Origin of the sequence: Longimicrobium sp. (assembly GCF_036388275.1) — a bacterium.
GTDB lineage: Bacteria > Gemmatimonadota > Gemmatimonadetes > Longimicrobiales > Longimicrobiaceae > Longimicrobium.
On sequence record NZ_DASVSF010000008.1, the window covers coordinates 173,659 to 188,961 of the forward strand.

Here is a 15,303-nt window from a genome sequence, read left to right on the forward strand (position 1 = left end):
GCCCTTTCGCCGGGGTGGCGGCCGCCCACACCGTTCGCGAATGAATGCCGGTCCGGGGCAATGCGCCCCGGACCGGTGCATGGTCCTTCGTCCTCGCCCTCTCTCCCGGCCGCTCCCCCGCAAACCCCGCGGGAGAGAGGAGAACTTCGATCGAGGGTTCGACGGGCTGACGTTGGCGCATGCCGCGGCCGCCCCCCTCTCCCGACCTCTCCCCCATAAACCCCATGGGGGAGAGGAGAATTCGAATGCGCTCCGGCCGGCCCGGCGCACTGGGCTGGCTCCCTTCTCCCGCGCAGTTTGCGGGGGAAGGGTTGGGGATGGGGGGCGCCGGCCAGACCACCGGACCCGCCTCGTCACACGAAACTCTGAAGTGTACCCCCTCTCCCACGCTGTTTGTGGGAGAGGGTGGCACGCGTGTCAGCGCGGCCGGGTGAGGGCCCCACGGCAGCCGAGGCCTCGGCTACGGTGACCGCTGCCGCGCCCGGGCTTGTACGTGTCCGCGGCCAGATCCTTCGGCCCGCGCGGAATCGGGTTCGGGCAGGTGCCGCGCGCCTGGGCCTCAGGATGACAGGGCACTTGGGTTGGCCTCGCGCACCCATCTGCGCGTGCAGTCCGCGAAGGCGGACTTCGTGACGTTCCAGACGCGACTTCAGTCGCCCCAGCAGAGCCCGAGCCTCGTCTTCTTTATCTCCTCTCCGTCGACGACCCTATCCCCGCATCCCCGCGCCCGCCAGCACCTCGGCGACGGTCTCGTCGGGCACCGGGTGGCCCCACACCCCGGCGGGGCCCACGAACGGCCGCCCCAGGTCCTGGATCAGCGAGTATTCCACACGGCCGTTGCGCGCCTTCTTGTCCACCCGAGTGAAGTCGATCACCTGCGCCGCCTGGAAGTCGATGGGGAGCGAGGTGGGCAGTCCCAGGCGGGTGAGGATGCGCCGCAGGTGCGCGGACGTGCCCGCCGCGGTGATGCCGCTGCGCTCGCCGATGCGCGCCTCTTCCACCATCCCCACCGCCACCGCCTCGCCGTGGAGCAGCGTGTAGCCCGACACCGACTCCACCGCGTGGCCGATGGTGTGCCCGAAGTTCAGCAGCTTGCGGGGCCCGCTTTCCTTTTCGTCCTTGGCCACGATCTCGGCCTTGATCTCTACCGACCGCATGATCAGCCGCGCCAGCGCGTCGGGATCGCCCGCCAGCAGGGGGTCGGCGTTCCGCTCGATCCACTCCAGGTACTCGGCGTCGGCGATGGCGCCGTGCTTCACGGCCTCGGCCATGCCGGCCCGCAGGTGCGCGTCGGGAAGGGTGCTCAGCAGCTCGGGATCCACCACCACGCAGTGCGGCTGGTGAAAGGCGCCCACCAGGTTCTTGCCGGCCGGCGTGTCTACCCCCGTCTTGCCCCCCACCGACGCGTCGATCATGGCCAGCAGCGAGGTGGGCACCTGCACCAGCGGCAGCCCGCGCATGTAGGTGGCCGCCACGAACCCGCCCAGGTCGCCCGGCACGCCGCCCCCGAAGGCGATCACCGCCGTGTCGCGGCCGCACCCGGCCTCCATCATGGCATCGCTGACCAGCGCCCACGTTTCGCGCGTCTTTTGCGCCTCGCCCGAGGAAAAGGCGTATACGTCGGTGCGGTAGCCGGCCGCGTGCAGCATGCGCGACAGGCGCACCGCGTACAGCTCGGCCACCCGGTCGTCGGTGACCACGGCGTAGCGGTGGGCGGGGCAGAAGCGCGACAGCACCGACGCCAGGGTGCCGAACAGCCCGGGCCCCACCAGCACCTCGTAGCCGCGCGAGTTCGCTTCGGGAAGTGAAACCTTGACCCTGTGGGGCGTGCTCATACCGTTTCCTCGAGTCTTGGCCGCGACCGGCGGTCCATGCCGGCGCCTGCCACCGTTTCGTCCGCCAGCCAGAGTGCCAGCGCCCCCCCGTTCCCCACCTGCTCGGCCCGCCCGCGGATGGCCTCGGCCGCGCACCCCCGGGCCAGCAGCTCCGGCAGCCGCGCCAGCTCGGCGGCGTCGCCCAGCGCCGCGGCTACGCCCTCCAGCCGCTCCGCCAGCCGCTCCGCCCATTCCGCCGCCGTGATGGTGCGGGGCTCGGCACTTTCCAGGTCCGCCAGCTCCGCGCGCGTTCCGTCGCGGCTGGCCCGCCAGCCGTTCTCGCTGAGCAGCGGCTGAAGGAACGACTCCGGCAGCGGCGTGTCCGGCAGCAGCCCCTCGGCGGCGCCGGCCACCACGGCCCGCGCCAGGGCCGCGGCGGTGATGGCGTCGTCGAGCCGCGGAGTGCAGTCCGTCACCCGCACCTCGATCGTCGGATAGCGGTGGTGCGGCCGCAGCTCCCAGTACAGCCGCCCCGGCCCGTCGATGCTCCCCGACGCCATCATCCAGCGCACCAGCGCGTCGTACTCGGCCATGCCGGCGAAGCGGGGCGGCGCGCCCGAACGGGGCCAGCGGCGCCACACCACCGAGCGGTACGAGGCGTGGCCCGTGTCGCGCCCGTCCCAGAACGGCGACGACGCCGTGAGCGCCAGCAGCACCGGAAGGTGAAGCCGCACCACGTTGCACAGCCGTGCGCGATCCATCCCCGAAGGCACGCCCACGTGCACGTGCATCCCGAAGATGGCCTGCTCGTCGGCCAGTGCGCGGTACTTCTCGCGCAGTTCCTGGTACACGGGGCCGTCGCTGAACGGGTGCCCCCCCGCCCGGCTGAACGGGTGGGCGCCCGCGGCCACGATGCGCATGCCCTCGGCCTCGGCGGCCACGGCCGCCATGAAGCGCAGCCGGGCCAGGTCGTCGCGAACCGCGTGCGAGCCCCGCCACACGCCGGTACCCACCTCGATGGTGTGTTCCTGCATCTCGGGCTTCAGCTCGCCCGCCCAGTCGCCCGAGATCACGTAGCGCGCACGGCTGCGCAGCGCGCCCGTGGCCGCGTCCACCAGCTGGTACTCTTCCTCCACACCGATGGTGAAGTCGTGGCTGCGGGACATCCTGCGTCGCGAAAAGGGACGCGCCCGGCGCGTGAAGAGCTTAGCCGGACGGGCGCCCGGGTGCAAGCGCCCCCGGTGGCGGATACAGCGGGCCCAGACGCTCCACCCGCTCCCGCGCCGCCCCCGAAGAAAGCAACTCCCGCGCCGTCTGGCCCAGTACGGGATGCCGCCACTCCGGGGCGATCTCGGCCAGCGGGTGAAGGACGAAGCCGCGCTGGTGCAGGCGCGGATGGGGCAGCGTCAGCCCCGGCACCTCCATCACCCGCGTTCCGAACGCCAGCAGGTCGATGTCGATGGTGCGGGGGGCGTCCGCGAAGGTGCGCACCCGCCCCAGCGCGCCCTCCACCTCGAGCACGGCGCGCAGCACCGCCTCCGGCTCGCCCCGGACTGTCCCCACGATCACGAGGTTGTAGAAGTCCGGCTGGTCGCGGTACCCCACCGGCTCCGTGCGATAGACGGACGACACGCGGCCGATTCGCACCACGCTGTCCAGGGCCACCACCGCGCGCCCGAGCTGCGCGAGGGGGTCGCCCAGGTTGGCGCCCAGGCCCAGGATCACTTCGTCATCAGGTGGATCGCCCATGCGGATGCGGTGGTATGGTTCGACGGCGGGGGCGTCTGGAACGCACCTGCAGGAAAACGGCGCCCCTCCCGAAGGAAGGGCGCCGCGTGTTCTCCGTGCCTGCCCGTCAGCGAAACCCGCGGCGTTAGTAGCCGGGGTTCTGCGTCAGGGAGGGGTTGGCGTCGATCTCGCGCTGCGGCAGTGGGAACAGCAGGCGGAACTCCGTTATCCCGAGCGAGGTGAGCAGGCTCGCGGCGAACGCCTGGTCGCCGAAGCGCTTCAGGTCGAAGAACCAGTGGCCCTCGAAGAAGAGCTCGCGGCGGCGCTCGTTGAGCACGGCCTGCAGCACCAGCGTCTGCGTGTTCACGGCCGTCGCGTCCAGCGAGGCAAGCCCGGCGCGGTTCCGGATCATGTCGACGTCGGCGCGCGCCTGCGCCAGGTTGCCCAGGCGCGCGGCCGCTTCGGCCCGGATCAGGTACAGCTCGGCGAAGCGGATCACCGGAACGTCGTCGGCCGTGCTGGAGATGTCCTCGTACTTGTTGCCGTACGAGGTTCCCTCCTCGTCGAACTGAACGGCGACGGCACGGCGCTTGTCGGAGCCGCTGAGGGTGGCGAGCAGGGCGCTCGACGGCGCGATGCCGCGGCGGCCGCCCAGCGCGCTGGTGTAGAACCAGAAGGCCAGCGACCCCGGGTCCGTCACGGTGAACGGAACCTCGAATACCGATTCGCTGGTCTGCTCGCGGGTGAACACGCCCGCGTAGTCGGCCTGCAGCGCGTACTGCCCGCTGACGATCACCGCATTGGCCATGTCGTACGCCTGCTGCCACTTGCGCTGGTACAGGTACACGCGGGCCAGCAGCGACCGCGCCGCGCCGGAGGTTGCGTGGCCCTGGTATTCGCGCGAAGTGCTGGCGGCCGACGGAAGCGCCGGGATGGCCGCGGCCAGGTCCTGCTCGATGAACGCGTACACCTCGGCTTCGGTGTTGCGCGCCTGCCCCGTGTTCGCGGGCGCAACCGTGATGGGCGTGGTGACGATTGGCACGCCTCCGAAGAACTTCACCAGGTTGTGGTAGTTCAGGGCCCGGACGAAGCGCGCCTCGGCCGTCAGGCGCGCGTACTCGTCGGCCTCGAACTCCGACTGGAGGGTCGGAATCGCGGTGAGCACGTTGTTCGCGCGGTCGATGCCGCTGTACGCGGTGCCCCACAGCCCCGGAAGGGCGGTGTTGGATGCCGTCACCTGGCGGCGGGAAACCTCGCGGTCGCTCACGTACGTTCCCGTGAACGACAGGTTGCCCGCGTACAGATCCGGGAAGAGGATCAGGTTGCGGCAGTACCCGCCATCGCAGTTCTGCAGCGCGTCGTACATCCCGTTGACGGCCGTCCGAACCTCGTCGGGCGAATTGAGCGCCTCGGCGGTCGGAATGTTCTGCTGCGGCGTCGGGTTGAGCGGGTCGTCGCAGGCTCCGGCGACAGCCGCCAGCGCAAGGACGCCGAGAATTCGTAGCTTCATTGGGTTCCCCATGGTTCAGAAGCCGAAGTTCAGGCCGACGGTGTACGTCCGCGCCTGTGGGAGCGTATAGAAGTCGATCCCGCGGGTGACGGTCGCCGCACCGCTGAAGTTGACCTCGGGGTCGAACCCGCTGTAGTCCGTCCAGGTCTTCAGGTTCTGTGCCTGAACGTACACGCGCATGCTGCCCATGCCCATGCGGCCGGCGAGCCGGGCCGGGACGTTGTAGCCGAGCACCGCGTTCTTGATGCGGACGTAGCTGCCGTCCTCGACGAAGCGGCTGGACGAGCGCGCGTTGGCGTTGCTGTCGTCGAACGTGGAGCGTGCCTCGGTGGTGCTGGGGTTCTCCGGCGTCCACCGGTCCCGGGCATGCGCCGAGTTGTTGTCGAAGTAGGTGCCGAACGCGTCGGTGTACTCGCGGTTGCCGTTGTAGATGTCGTTGCCCTGCGAGAACTGCGTGAACACGGTCAGGTCCAGCCCCGCGAACGACACGTTGTTCGTCCAGCCGCCCGTGTAGTCCGGCCACGGGTCGCCGATGCGCTCCTGGTCGGCCGAGGTGATCACGCCGTCGCCGTTCACGTCGTGGAAGCGCACGTCGCCCGGAACGGTGAAGGCGCTCTGGAACGCCAGCCCCGCCGCCGCGCAGCGAGTGTTGCGCTGCGCCGTCGTCTCACCCGTGGCGGTGTAGCAGATCGGGTCGCCGGTCTGGAAGATCCCTTCCATCACGTAGCCGCGGAAGAAGCCCAGGGGCTGCCCTTCCTCGACGCGCGCCACGAAGCTGCCCGAGATGGGCTGCTCGTTGTACAGCTTGGTGACCACGTTGTCGTTGTGGGACACGTTGAACTCGGTGTTCCACGAGAAGCCCTGGGGCGAACCCGCCCGCACCAGCTGCGCGCGCAGTCCCAGCTCCACGCCCATGTTCCGCATTTCACCGATGTTCTCGGTGATGGAGGCGAACCCGGTCGACAGCGGGATGGGCCGGTTCAGCAGCAGGTCCGACGTGTACTTGCGGTACCAGTCGAACGTCAGGCCGAAGCGGTCGTCCAGGAACCCGAGGTCCGCGCCCAGGTTCAGCTGGTCGGTCTTTTCCCAGCTCAGGTCGGGGTTGCCCAGCTGCACCGGCGCGATGGCCGGACGATCGTTGTACGCACCCGTGCCGCCGAACAGCCCGGCGGAGGCGAAGTCGCCCAGGCCCTCCTGGTTGCCCGTGCGGCCGTAGCTCGCCCGCAGCGCCAGGTTGCTGACGAAGCCCAGGTTCCGCATGAAGGGCTCCTCGCTCACGCGGTACTGCACCGCCGCCGACGGGAACAGGCCCCACTGGTTGTTCTCACCGAACCGCGACGACCCGTCGAGGCGCATGTTGAACGTGGTGGTGAGCCGGTCGCGGAAGGTGTGCTGTGCCCGGCCGAACACCGAGGCCAGGTCGTACTCCGTAAGGCTGCTGCTGCCGCCGGTGACGGTGGCCGCCGACGCGAGCTGCTTGAGCCCCGACGGGAACTGCGTTCCGAACACCGAGCTGAATTCGCTGTTGTTGCTCTCGTAGCTGGTGCCGACCACGCCCGAGAACGTGTTGCTCGCGTTCAGGTCGCGCTGCCAGTTCACCGTTCCCTCGGTAAGCACCTTGGTGGCGAACGAGTTGCCCACCTGGCCGTATCCGTTGGAGCCCGAGCCGGGCGGAACGAGCGGCGAATCGTACAGGTACCCCCGGAGCTGGTACTGGTCGAGGCCCAGGTTGACGCGGGCGTTCAGCCCCTCGGCCAGCGTGTAGTCCAGGAACGCGTTGCCCAGCACGTGGAAGCTGCGCTCCTCGGCCCGGTTCAGCTCGTTGAGCGCCACCGGGTTCACGTACGACAGGGTGTTGAAGTTGTACTCGCCCTCTTCGTCGCGCACCGGATCGGTCGGGGCGCTGGCCAGGGCGTTGGCGAACGGACCGTAGATCGTGTTGTCGCCGCGCGAGCGGTCGATCACGCCGCGCGTCAGCGACACGCTGGTGCCCAGCGTCATCCGGTCGTTGGCGGTGTAGTCCAGGTTCACGCGGCCGTTCATGCGCTCGAAGCCGTAGCCCGAAACGATGCCGTCCTGCTGGAACCGGGTGCCGCTCACGTAGTAGCGCGCGCGCTCCGTCCCGCCCGCGATGGACGCGGTCACGTTGGAGATCGGGGCCGACTGCAGCACCTCGTCGATCCAGTTGGTGTTCACGTCCGGATCGACTTCGATCAGCACGTTCTCGCCGGCGTACCCGAAGAGGTTGTCGACGCCGTACACGTCCTGGTAGCCGTCGGCGGTGAACCCCTCGTTGTACACCTCGATGTATTCCTGCGCGTTCAGGAAGTTGGGCCGGTTCCAGGCTTCCTGCGTGCCGGTGTAGGTCTGCACGCGGATGTCCGGGCGCTCGCCCGCGCGGCCGCGCTTGGTGCTGATGAGCACGACGCCGTTGGACGCGCGCGATCCGTAGATGGCGGCGGCCGAGGCGTCCTTCAGCACCTCGATGGACTCGATCTCGTTGGGGTTCAGGTCAGACAGGGCGTCGATGCCCTGCGTCTGCCCGATGGCGCCCTGGATCGTCGAGAAGTTGCCCTGGATCAGGGGTACGCCGTCGATCACGTACAGCGGCTCGTTGCCGGCCGTGATGGACGAGGCGCCGCGCACGCGAACGGAGATGGCCGACCCGGGCACGCCCGAGTTCTGCACCACCTGCACGCCCGCCACGCGGCCCTGCAGCACGTTCTCCACCGTGGGGGTGGGGGTGTTGGCGGTCACCTCGGACGGGCGGATCGAGGAGATGGCGCCGCCGCCGGCGTTGCGGCGCTCCACCTGGCCGTAGCCGATGACCACGATCTCGTCCAGGCCCAGCACGTCGGTGCCCAGCGCGAAGTTCACCTCGACGGGCTCGGCGCCCACCGTGACGGAGCGCGTCTGCGCCCCGTAGCCGATGCGGGCCGCGCGAAGGGTGCGCGCGCCGGCCGGCACGTTGGAAAGGGCGAAGCGGCCCTCCTGGTTGGTGACCACCGTCTGGCCTCCGCCCACGACGCTCACCGAGACGCCCTGCAGCGGGCTGTTCGAGCCCTGCTCGACCACCCGTCCACGGACGGTTCCCGCCTGCGCGACGGCCGCCACGGGCGCAAGCGCCAGGGCAAGAGCCACCGCAAGCAGCACACGAAGTCTTGTCATCCTGTCATCCTCCTGGTTTCGCGTCGGCCCGCAGGTAGGCCGACGATGCCGGAACAACACCTGCCCGATGCTGGTACCCGTTGCCGCGCGTCTCCGGCGCGGCCATCCCCCCTCCTCCTTCCCGGTCCGGCGTTCGCATGATGGGGCATCAAACAAGACGCGCGGCAGCCCGGGAACGTGACGCACCGGGTCGATGAAACGCACGCGGCGCCCCGGGTAGCGGGCCGGCGAACCGGAGGCCGTGCCTCCGCGACTGGACGTGGGTGGGGTTCCGGGTACTGATAAGGTGCGGGAAGTGTAACCGGGAACAGCGCTTGGCGCAAGCAGCAGGCATTCTGGTCCGGCCACCTACGGGAACGGGAGGGTCAGCGGGTGTTTACGTTCGAAACCACGCACCATGCGCTGTGGGCCGAAGAAGTGGCCCGCGACCACGGGGTGCCCGCCGAGGTGGTTCCCGCGCCGCCGGCCGCGCGGGCCCGGTGCAACCTGGCGCTGGAAACGCTCCCCGCCGACGAGGAGCGCATGGCGGCGCTGCTGGACGGCGCGGGGGTGCCGTTCGGGCGGTGGGCCGGGTGAAGTGCGTGAGTGCGTGAGTGCGTGAGTGCGTGAGTGCGTGAGTGCGTGAGTGCGTGAGTGCGTGAGTGCGTGAGTGCGTGAGTGCGTGAGTACGTGAGTGCGGGGCCTCTCCGCGGTTCCTCTACCCCGAGGCGTCGATCTCGGCCATCGCCCGTTCTTCGCATTCCGGGCAGTAGCCATGGGTCATCAGCAGTCCGTTGTCGGCCAGGAACGACACCAGGTGCCGCCACTCGCCCTGGCTTTCCTCCCCCGCGGGCACCCTGTGGCACTGGGCGCAGACGGGCAGGAACTCCTGGATCTTCTTCACGTGCCAGTGCGACTCCCGCAGCGCCTCCAGCGCCGAGCTCAGCTCGGCGGCCACCTTCGCCCGCTCGCGGGTGATGCGGGCGAGCTCGCTGGATAGCTCCATCAGCTCTTCCGCCACCTGCTTCTCGCGGTGCGACAGCGGCTCGCCGAAGAGCAGGCACGCGCCCCCCGCCCAGCGGACGCGGCAGGAAAGGGTGAACGCGTACCGCTCCCCGTCCGAAAAGGTCAGCAGCACGCCCTCCACCGGCCCCGCGCGCGCCGCCTCCATCGTGGCCAGGAGCAGCGACGCGCTGTTCGCCGTCAGCAGCCGTGCGACGGGTGTCCCTTCGGGGAGCGGCGCATGGGCCCCCCGCGCGGCCTCGTTCCACCGCACCACCCTGGCGTCGGGGGAGAGCACCAGGAGGTGCACGGTTTCCGCCTGCCAGACGAAGTCGTCCGCCAGCGGGAGCGTATCGACGACGAGCAGCGTCATGATGAGAGGGCGTATGATGATGGAAGGTCCTGCGAGGAAGCTCCAATCTCGCGGCAAAGAGGTCCGCGCGGCAGTACCCGGCACCTTTCCGCCCGCGCGCCGCCGGCCCCACCCCATCAGCCTTGCACAAACCCTGGATCAGGATTTCACGCAAAGACCGACGCTGCATGGGGTTCCAGATCTGGCGCATTTGGATCGGCCCCGTTATCATGGTATTCCCCACGGCCAGATCGGTCCGGGCTTCCCGCCCGGCACGCCGGTCCACTCCGCTGCCTCCCTGCTACCTTTTTTCGACGGCTCCACCGGCGTGCCGGCATTCCCCGGCGCGGCGCGCGGCCCGCGCTCCCTACCTCGATCCTTCATGACGGAACCATCCACGCCCCTGGCCCTCAAGGCTTCCACGGGCATCCAGGGCTTCGACGAGATGACGGGCGGCGGGCTGCCGCGGTCGCGCATTACCGTGGTGCTGGGCTCGGCCGGGGCGGGAAAGACCGTCTTCGCCCTGCAGACCCTGGTGTGCGGGGCCACCGAGCACCACGAGCCCGGCATCTTCGTGGCGTTCGAGGAAGATACGCGCCGCATCATGGAGAACGCCCACTCGTTCGGCTGGGACCTTCCCGCGCTGGAGCGCGACCGGCTCTTCTTCCTGGACGCCTACGTTTCGCCCACCGTGACGGTGGCGGGCGACTTCGACCTGGAGGGCATCCTGGCCCAGGTGGGAGAGCAGGCCCGGGCACTGGGAGCCACGCGCATCGTCTTCGACGGCATCGACGTGCTGCTGTCGCTGCTCGACGGGCCCGTGGTGCGGCGCCGCGAGGTGTACCGGCTGTACGAGTGGCTGGCGCAGCGCGACTTCACCGCCCTGCTCACCGTGAAGGCCGAGGGCCCCAACCTGCTGGCCGACCCCGAGTACCAGTTCCTTCCCTTCATGGCCGACGCGGTGGTGATGCTTACGCACGACATGCGCGAGCGGGTGAGCGTGCGCAGCGTTCGCGTGGTCAAGTACCGCGGCTCGGGGTTTTCGGAGAACGAATACCCGCTGACCATCACCTCGTCGGGGATCGAGGTGGCCACCTACGGCCGGGCCGAGCTTCAGTACCCCGTTTCCCGCGAGAAGCTGTCCACCGGCGTGCCGCGGCTGGACGCCATGCTGGGCGACGGCTGGTTCCGCGGCTCCAGCATCCTGATCACCGGCGTTCCCGGCACGGCCAAGACCACGCTGGCCGGCACCTTCGCCGACCGCTGCTGCCGCGGCGGCGAGCGGGTGATGTTCCTTTCCTTCGACGAGCCGGCCGACCAGATCGTCCGCAACCTGTCGTCGGTGGGGCTGGACCTGGGCCGCTGGGTGAGTGAAGGGGTGCTCGACCTGTGGTCGCTGCGCTCGGAAACACGGAGCGTCGAAGAGCACCTGATCGACATCAAGCGCCGGATCGAGAAGAGCGGGGCCACCGTGGTGATCGTGGACCCCCTGTCGGCGCTGGCCAAGGCAGGGGGCGAGGTGGCCGCGGTGGATGCCAGCCTGCGGCTGCTGGACTTCGCCAAGTCGCGGGGAATCACCGCGCTGTGCACCAGCCTGCAGAGCGGCAACGACCCGGTGATGGAAGCCTCGTCGCTGAACGTGTCGACCATCGCCGACACCTGGCTTCACCTGGCCTACCGCATTCGCGGGGGCGAGCGCAACCGCTCGCTCACCGTCATCAAGTCGCGGGGCATGGCGCACAGCAACCAGGTGCGGGAGCTGGTGCTGAGCGGCGAGGGCATCACCCTGTCCGACGTGTACAGCGCGGGCGGCGAGGTGCTGATGGGAACGGCGCGGTGGGAAAAGGAAGAGGAGATGCGGCGCGAGGCCGAGGCGGCCGAGCGCGAGACCCGCCGCCGCCGGGCCGAGATGGAAGCGTCCGCCGCGGCCGTGCGCGCCCGCATGGAGCAACTGGCCCGCGAGCTGGACGGGCTGGAGGCGGAGCGCGAGGCGCTGGCGGCCGACGCCGAAGCCCAGGCCCACGCCCGGCGGGAGGCCATGGACACCATCGGCGTCCTTCGCCGCGGCGACGCCGACGCGCCCCCCGCGCACGCCGGGGCCGAGCCATGACGGCCGGGCCGCCGCCGGAGGCCGGCATGCACCTGCGCCTGTACGTGGCGGGAAACGCCCCCAACTCCGCCGCCGCCGTCCGCAACCTGCAGCGGGTGCGCGAGGAATTGGGCGAGTGCGAAGTGGAGATCGTGGACCTGTCGCAGACCCCCGGCCGTGCCCGCGAGGACGGCATCCTGGTCACCCCCGCGCTGGTGTGCCTGGCTCCCCGCCGGGCCCTGGTGCTGGGCAACCTTTCCGATACCGCGGCGGTCCTTGCCGCTCTTGGCCGATGATTGCCCCCGCCCCCCCGCAGCAGCGCCTTCCCGAGCTCATCTCGCGGCTCGGCGCCCTTCTCGAAGAAATCGACGACGCCACCGGCGGCCAGGTGGACGCCCTGGTGGACCCGGCCGGCCAGGTGAGCTGGCTTCTGCGCGGCGCCCAGGAGGCGCTGGTGCGGCAGGAGCAGGAGTTCCGCGCCCTGGCCGAGAACTCCGCCGACCTCATCCTGCGCGTGAGCCCGGGGCTCCGGGTGCTGTACGCCAACCCCGCGGCGCTGGGGATGCGGGGTGAGCCGCTGGAAACGCTGCGCGGGACGCCCCTTCACGTGGTTACGGGAGGCGAGGCGGGAACGGACGAGCTGCAGGCCGAGATCCAGGAGGTCGTGGCGACGGGCCAGCCGCGCGAGGCCGAGTTCGTCTTTGGCGAAGGCGCCTCCGGGCGCGTGCTCCACGCGCGCCTGAACCCCGAGCTGGGGACGGACGGCGAGCTCGCCTCCGTCCTGGCGGTGCTGCGCGACACCACCGCCATCCATGCCTCCACCCGGGAGCTGGCGGCGGCGCACAAGCGCATCAGCGGCATCCTGGAAAGCGTCACGGACGCGTTCTTCTCGCTGGACGCCGGCTGGCGCTTCACGTACCTGAACTCGCGCGCCGAAACGCTGATGCGCCGGGAGCGCGCGGAGCTGCTGGGCCAGTCGCTGTGGGAGGCCTTTCCGTCCGCGGTCGGCACCCGGTTCGAAACGGAGTACCGCCGCGTGGCCGCCGAGCGCGTGCCGAGCGTGTTCGAGGAGTTCTACGCCCCGCTGAACACCTGGCGCGAGGTGCACGCGTATCCGGCCGAGGATGGCGGGGTGTCCGTCTACTTCCGCGACATCAGCGAGCGCAAGGCCCGGGAGCGCGAAACCGCCGACCTGGTGGAGCGGCTGGCGACCAAGCGCGCGCTGCTCGAGGCCGTGCTCCGCCAACTTCCCGTGGGCGTGGTGATCGCCGAGGCCCCGTCCGGGCGGCTGCTGATGGGCAACGAGCAGGTGGACCAGATCTTCGGCCACGGCTACCGGCCCTCGGCCTCCATCGGCGAGTACGGGGAGTGGGTGGGCCATCACCCCGACGGGCGCCGGGTGCAGTCCGAGGAGTGGCCCCTTTCCCGGGCGCTGCGCACCGGCGTGCCGGCCGGCCCCGACGAGTACCACGTGCCCCGGGCCGACGGCACGCGCGGCACCGCCCGGCTGAGCGCCTCGCCGGTGATGGACGCGCAGGGCGCGGTGATCGCGGGGGTGGTGGTGATCGCCGACGTCACCGAGCAGCGCGGCGCGCTCGACGCGCTGCGCGCCAGCGACGAACGCTTCCGGCTGGTGAACCTTGCCACCAACGACATCATCTACGACTGGGAGCTGGTGGCCGGCACGCTGGACTGGAACGCCGCCCTGGGCACCCTGGGACACGACCAGGCCACCGTTCCCCGGACGGCGGCCTGGTGGTACGAGCAGGTTCACCCCGACGACATCGTCCGCGTACGGGCCAGCCTGGACCGCTTCCTGGCCGGGAGGGGGCTCTTCTGGTCCGAGGACTACCGCTTCCGGCGCGCGGACGGCTCGTACGCCCGCGTGTACGACCGCGCCCACCTGGTGCGCACCGGCGACGGACGGCCGGAACGGATGATCGGCTCCATGCTCGACGTCAGCCAGCGCGACGCGGCCGACGCCGCGCTCCACCACCAGGCGCTGCTGCTGGACACCGTGGAGCAGGCGGTGATCGCCACCGACCCGCGGGGGCACATCACCTACTGGAACCGCTTCGCCGAAGAGCTCTACGGGTGGAAGCGCCACGAGGTGATGGGCCGCTCCGTGGTGGAGGTGACCCCCTCGGAAGAGATGATGCAGGAGGCCGCGAAGATCATGGAGCGGCTGTCGCGGGGCGAAAGCTGGTCGGGGCAGTTCCCGGTGCGGCGCAGGGACGGCACCACCTTCGTGGCCCAGGTGACGGACACGCCCATCTGCGGCCCCACGGGCGAGCTGGTGGGCGTGGTGGGAGTGTCGTTCGACATCACCGAGCGGCGCGAGCTCGAGGAGCAGCTTCGCCAGTCGCAGAAGATGGACGCCGTGGGGCAGCTGGCCGGCGGGGTGGCCCACGACTTCAACAACCTGCTCACCGTCATCCAGGGCACCGTCGAGCTGCTGAAGGCCGACCTGCCCCCGGCCGACCCCGTCCGCGACGACATCCACCAGATCGGCGAGGCGGCCGAGCGCGCGGCCACCCTCACGCGCCAGCTGCTGGCCTTCAGCCGCCGGCAGATCCTGAAGCCCCAGCCCGTGAACCTGGCCAGCCTGGTGAGCGGCCTGCTCCCCATGCTCAAGCGGCTGATCGGCGAGGACGTGGAGCTGCGCTTCCAGGCCGGCGCCGCGGCGGCGCAGGCCGAGGCCGACCCCGGGCAGCTGGAGCAGGTGCTGATGAACCTGGTGGTGAACGCCCGCGACGCCATTCCGGCCGGCGGCGGGCGGATCATGGTGGAAACGCGCGAAGTGGAGGTGCGGGCCGGCGACGAGGGTCCCGACGCCGGGCTGGCCCCGGGGCGCTACGCCGTGCTGGCGGTGCGCGACTCGGGAACGGGGATGCCGGAGGAGGTGCGCCGGCGCGTGTTCGAGCCGTTCTTCACCACCAAGGAGCCCGGGAAGGGCACGGGGCTGGGGCTGAGCACGGTATATGGCATCGCCAGGCAGAGCGACGGCCACGTCTTCGTAGACAGCGCGCCGGGGAAGGGCACCGAGTTCCGGGTGTACCTGCCCGCCCGGGCCACGCCGGAGCCGGCCGGCGCGGAGCCGCAGGCCCTGCCGCCCACCGGCACCGAGACCGTGCTGCTGATCGAGGACGAGGAGGCGGTGCGCAGCCTGACGCGCCGCGTGCTCACCCGCCACGGCTACACCGTGCTGGAGGCGCGCGACGGCTCGGAGGCGCTGGAGCTGGCCCGGCTGCAGGCCGACCGCATCGACCTGGTGATCTCGGACGTGGTGATGCCGGGGCGCAGCGGGCCGGCCGCGGCCGCGGAGATCTCGGGGATCGCAGGCGGCGTGCCCGTGCTGTACATGTCGGGATACACCGACGACGACATCCTCCGCCGGGGGATCCGCACCGCCGACACCCACTTCCTCCAGAAGCCCTTCTCGCCGCACGCCATCCTGGCCCAGGTGCGCTCGCTGCTCGACGCGCGGCGGTACTGATCCGCGGGGGGATGACGGAGCGATGCTCGACACTCCGGCCGGAGCCGCACCGGGCGCTCCGGCCGAAGCACGCGTGTAGCAGCTTGTCCGATACCGGCTCCGGGCCTACATTTGCGGCGCGGCGTCCGTTTCCGCGTCCTCCCAGGCACATCCCAAGGCACTACC

The 15,303-nt window shown here is 70.6% G+C and carries 10 protein-coding genes; 5 read left to right on the plus strand and 5 right to left on the minus strand.

Annotated features, from left to right (window positions below):
- Nucleotides 1–707: 707 nt before the first annotated feature.
- The 5 genes from aroB to VF632_RS03425 form a co-directional block, all read right to left on the minus strand.
- Nucleotides 708–1,835, minus strand: a complete 1,128-nt coding sequence (gene aroB, locus VF632_RS03405; RefSeq protein ID WP_331021441.1) for a 3-dehydroquinate synthase — start codon at nt 1,833–1,835, stop codon at nt 708–710.
- A complete protein-coding gene (locus tag VF632_RS03410; RefSeq protein WP_331021442.1) occupies nt 1,832–2,980 on the minus strand; it encodes a carboxylate-amine ligase in 1,149 nt (382 codons plus the stop codon). The genes aroB and VF632_RS03410 overlap by 4 nt, the downstream gene beginning before the upstream one ends.
- A 40-nt stretch (nt 2,981–3,020) precedes the next feature.
- Entirely contained in the window at nt 3,021–3,563 is a 543-nt protein-coding gene (gene folK, locus VF632_RS03415; protein ID WP_331021443.1) for a 2-amino-4-hydroxy-6-hydroxymethyldihydropteridine diphosphokinase, read from the minus strand.
- Nucleotides 3,564–3,687: 124 nt separating this feature from the next.
- Complete coding sequence (locus VF632_RS03420) at nt 3,688–5,052, minus strand: RagB/SusD family nutrient uptake outer membrane protein (protein ID WP_331021444.1); 1,365 nt, start codon at nt 5,050–5,052, stop codon at nt 3,688–3,690.
- Nucleotides 5,053–5,067: 15 nt separating this feature from the next.
- Entirely contained in the window at nt 5,068–8,220 is a 3,153-nt protein-coding gene (locus tag VF632_RS03425) for a TonB-dependent receptor (protein WP_331021445.1), read from the minus strand.
- Between the two features lie 372 nt (nt 8,221–8,592).
- Between VF632_RS03425 and VF632_RS03430 the strand changes: the two genes are divergently transcribed.
- From VF632_RS03430 to VF632_RS03450, 5 genes are all read left to right on the plus strand, one after another.
- The gene (locus tag VF632_RS03430) at nt 8,593–8,796 is read left to right on the plus strand and encodes a DUF3343 domain-containing protein (protein ID WP_331021446.1); all 204 of its coding nucleotides are present in this window, start codon (nt 8,593–8,595) and stop codon (nt 8,794–8,796) included.
- Between the two features lie 178 nt (nt 8,797–8,974).
- Entirely contained in the window at nt 8,975–9,199 is a 225-nt protein-coding gene (locus tag VF632_RS28205) for a hypothetical protein (RefSeq protein WP_414682879.1), read from the plus strand.
- 736 nt (nt 9,200–9,935) lie between these two features.
- Nucleotides 9,936–11,663, plus strand: coding sequence for a circadian clock protein KaiC (kaiC, locus tag VF632_RS03440; RefSeq protein ID WP_331021448.1), 1,728 nt, complete (start codon nt 9,936–9,938; stop codon nt 11,661–11,663).
- Nucleotides 11,660–11,938, plus strand: coding sequence for a circadian clock KaiB family protein (locus VF632_RS03445; protein WP_331021449.1), 279 nt, complete (start codon nt 11,660–11,662; stop codon nt 11,936–11,938). The genes kaiC and VF632_RS03445 overlap by 4 nt, the downstream gene beginning before the upstream one ends.
- Nucleotides 11,935–15,138, plus strand: a complete 3,204-nt coding sequence (locus VF632_RS03450; RefSeq protein WP_331021450.1) for a PAS domain S-box protein — start codon at nt 11,935–11,937, stop codon at nt 15,136–15,138. Before VF632_RS03445 ends, VF632_RS03450 begins: the two co-directional genes overlap by 4 nt.
- Nucleotides 15,139–15,303: the final 165 nt, after the last annotated feature.

Excerpts from the sequence above, each read along its gene's own strand:
- VF632_RS03450 (WP_331021450.1), top strand. The coding sequence starts at position 11,935 with ATGATTGCCCCCGCCCCCCCGCAGCAGCGCCTTCCCGAGCTCATCTCG.
- VF632_RS03425 (WP_331021445.1), bottom strand. The coding sequence starts at position 8,220 with ATGACAAGACTTCGTGTGCTGCTTGCGGTGGCTCTTGCCCTGGCGCTT.
- VF632_RS28205 (WP_414682879.1), top strand. The coding sequence starts at position 8,975 with ATGGGTCATCAGCAGTCCGTTGTCGGCCAGGAACGACACCAGGTGCCG.
- VF632_RS03420 (WP_331021444.1), bottom strand. The coding sequence starts at position 5,052 with ATGAAGCTACGAATTCTCGGCGTCCTTGCGCTGGCGGCTGTCGCCGGA.
- kaiC (WP_331021448.1), top strand. The coding sequence starts at position 9,936 with ATGACGGAACCATCCACGCCCCTGGCCCTCAAGGCTTCCACGGGCATC.
- VF632_RS03445 (WP_331021449.1), top strand. The coding sequence starts at position 11,660 with ATGACGGCCGGGCCGCCGCCGGAGGCCGGCATGCACCTGCGCCTGTAC.
- aroB (WP_331021441.1), bottom strand. The coding sequence starts at position 1,835 with ATGAGCACGCCCCACAGGGTCAAGGTTTCACTTCCCGAAGCGAACTCG.
- VF632_RS03410 (WP_331021442.1), bottom strand. The coding sequence starts at position 2,980 with ATGTCCCGCAGCCACGACTTCACCATCGGTGTGGAGGAAGAGTACCAG.
- folK (WP_331021443.1), bottom strand. The coding sequence starts at position 3,563 with ATGGGCGATCCACCTGATGACGAAGTGATCCTGGGCCTGGGCGCCAAC.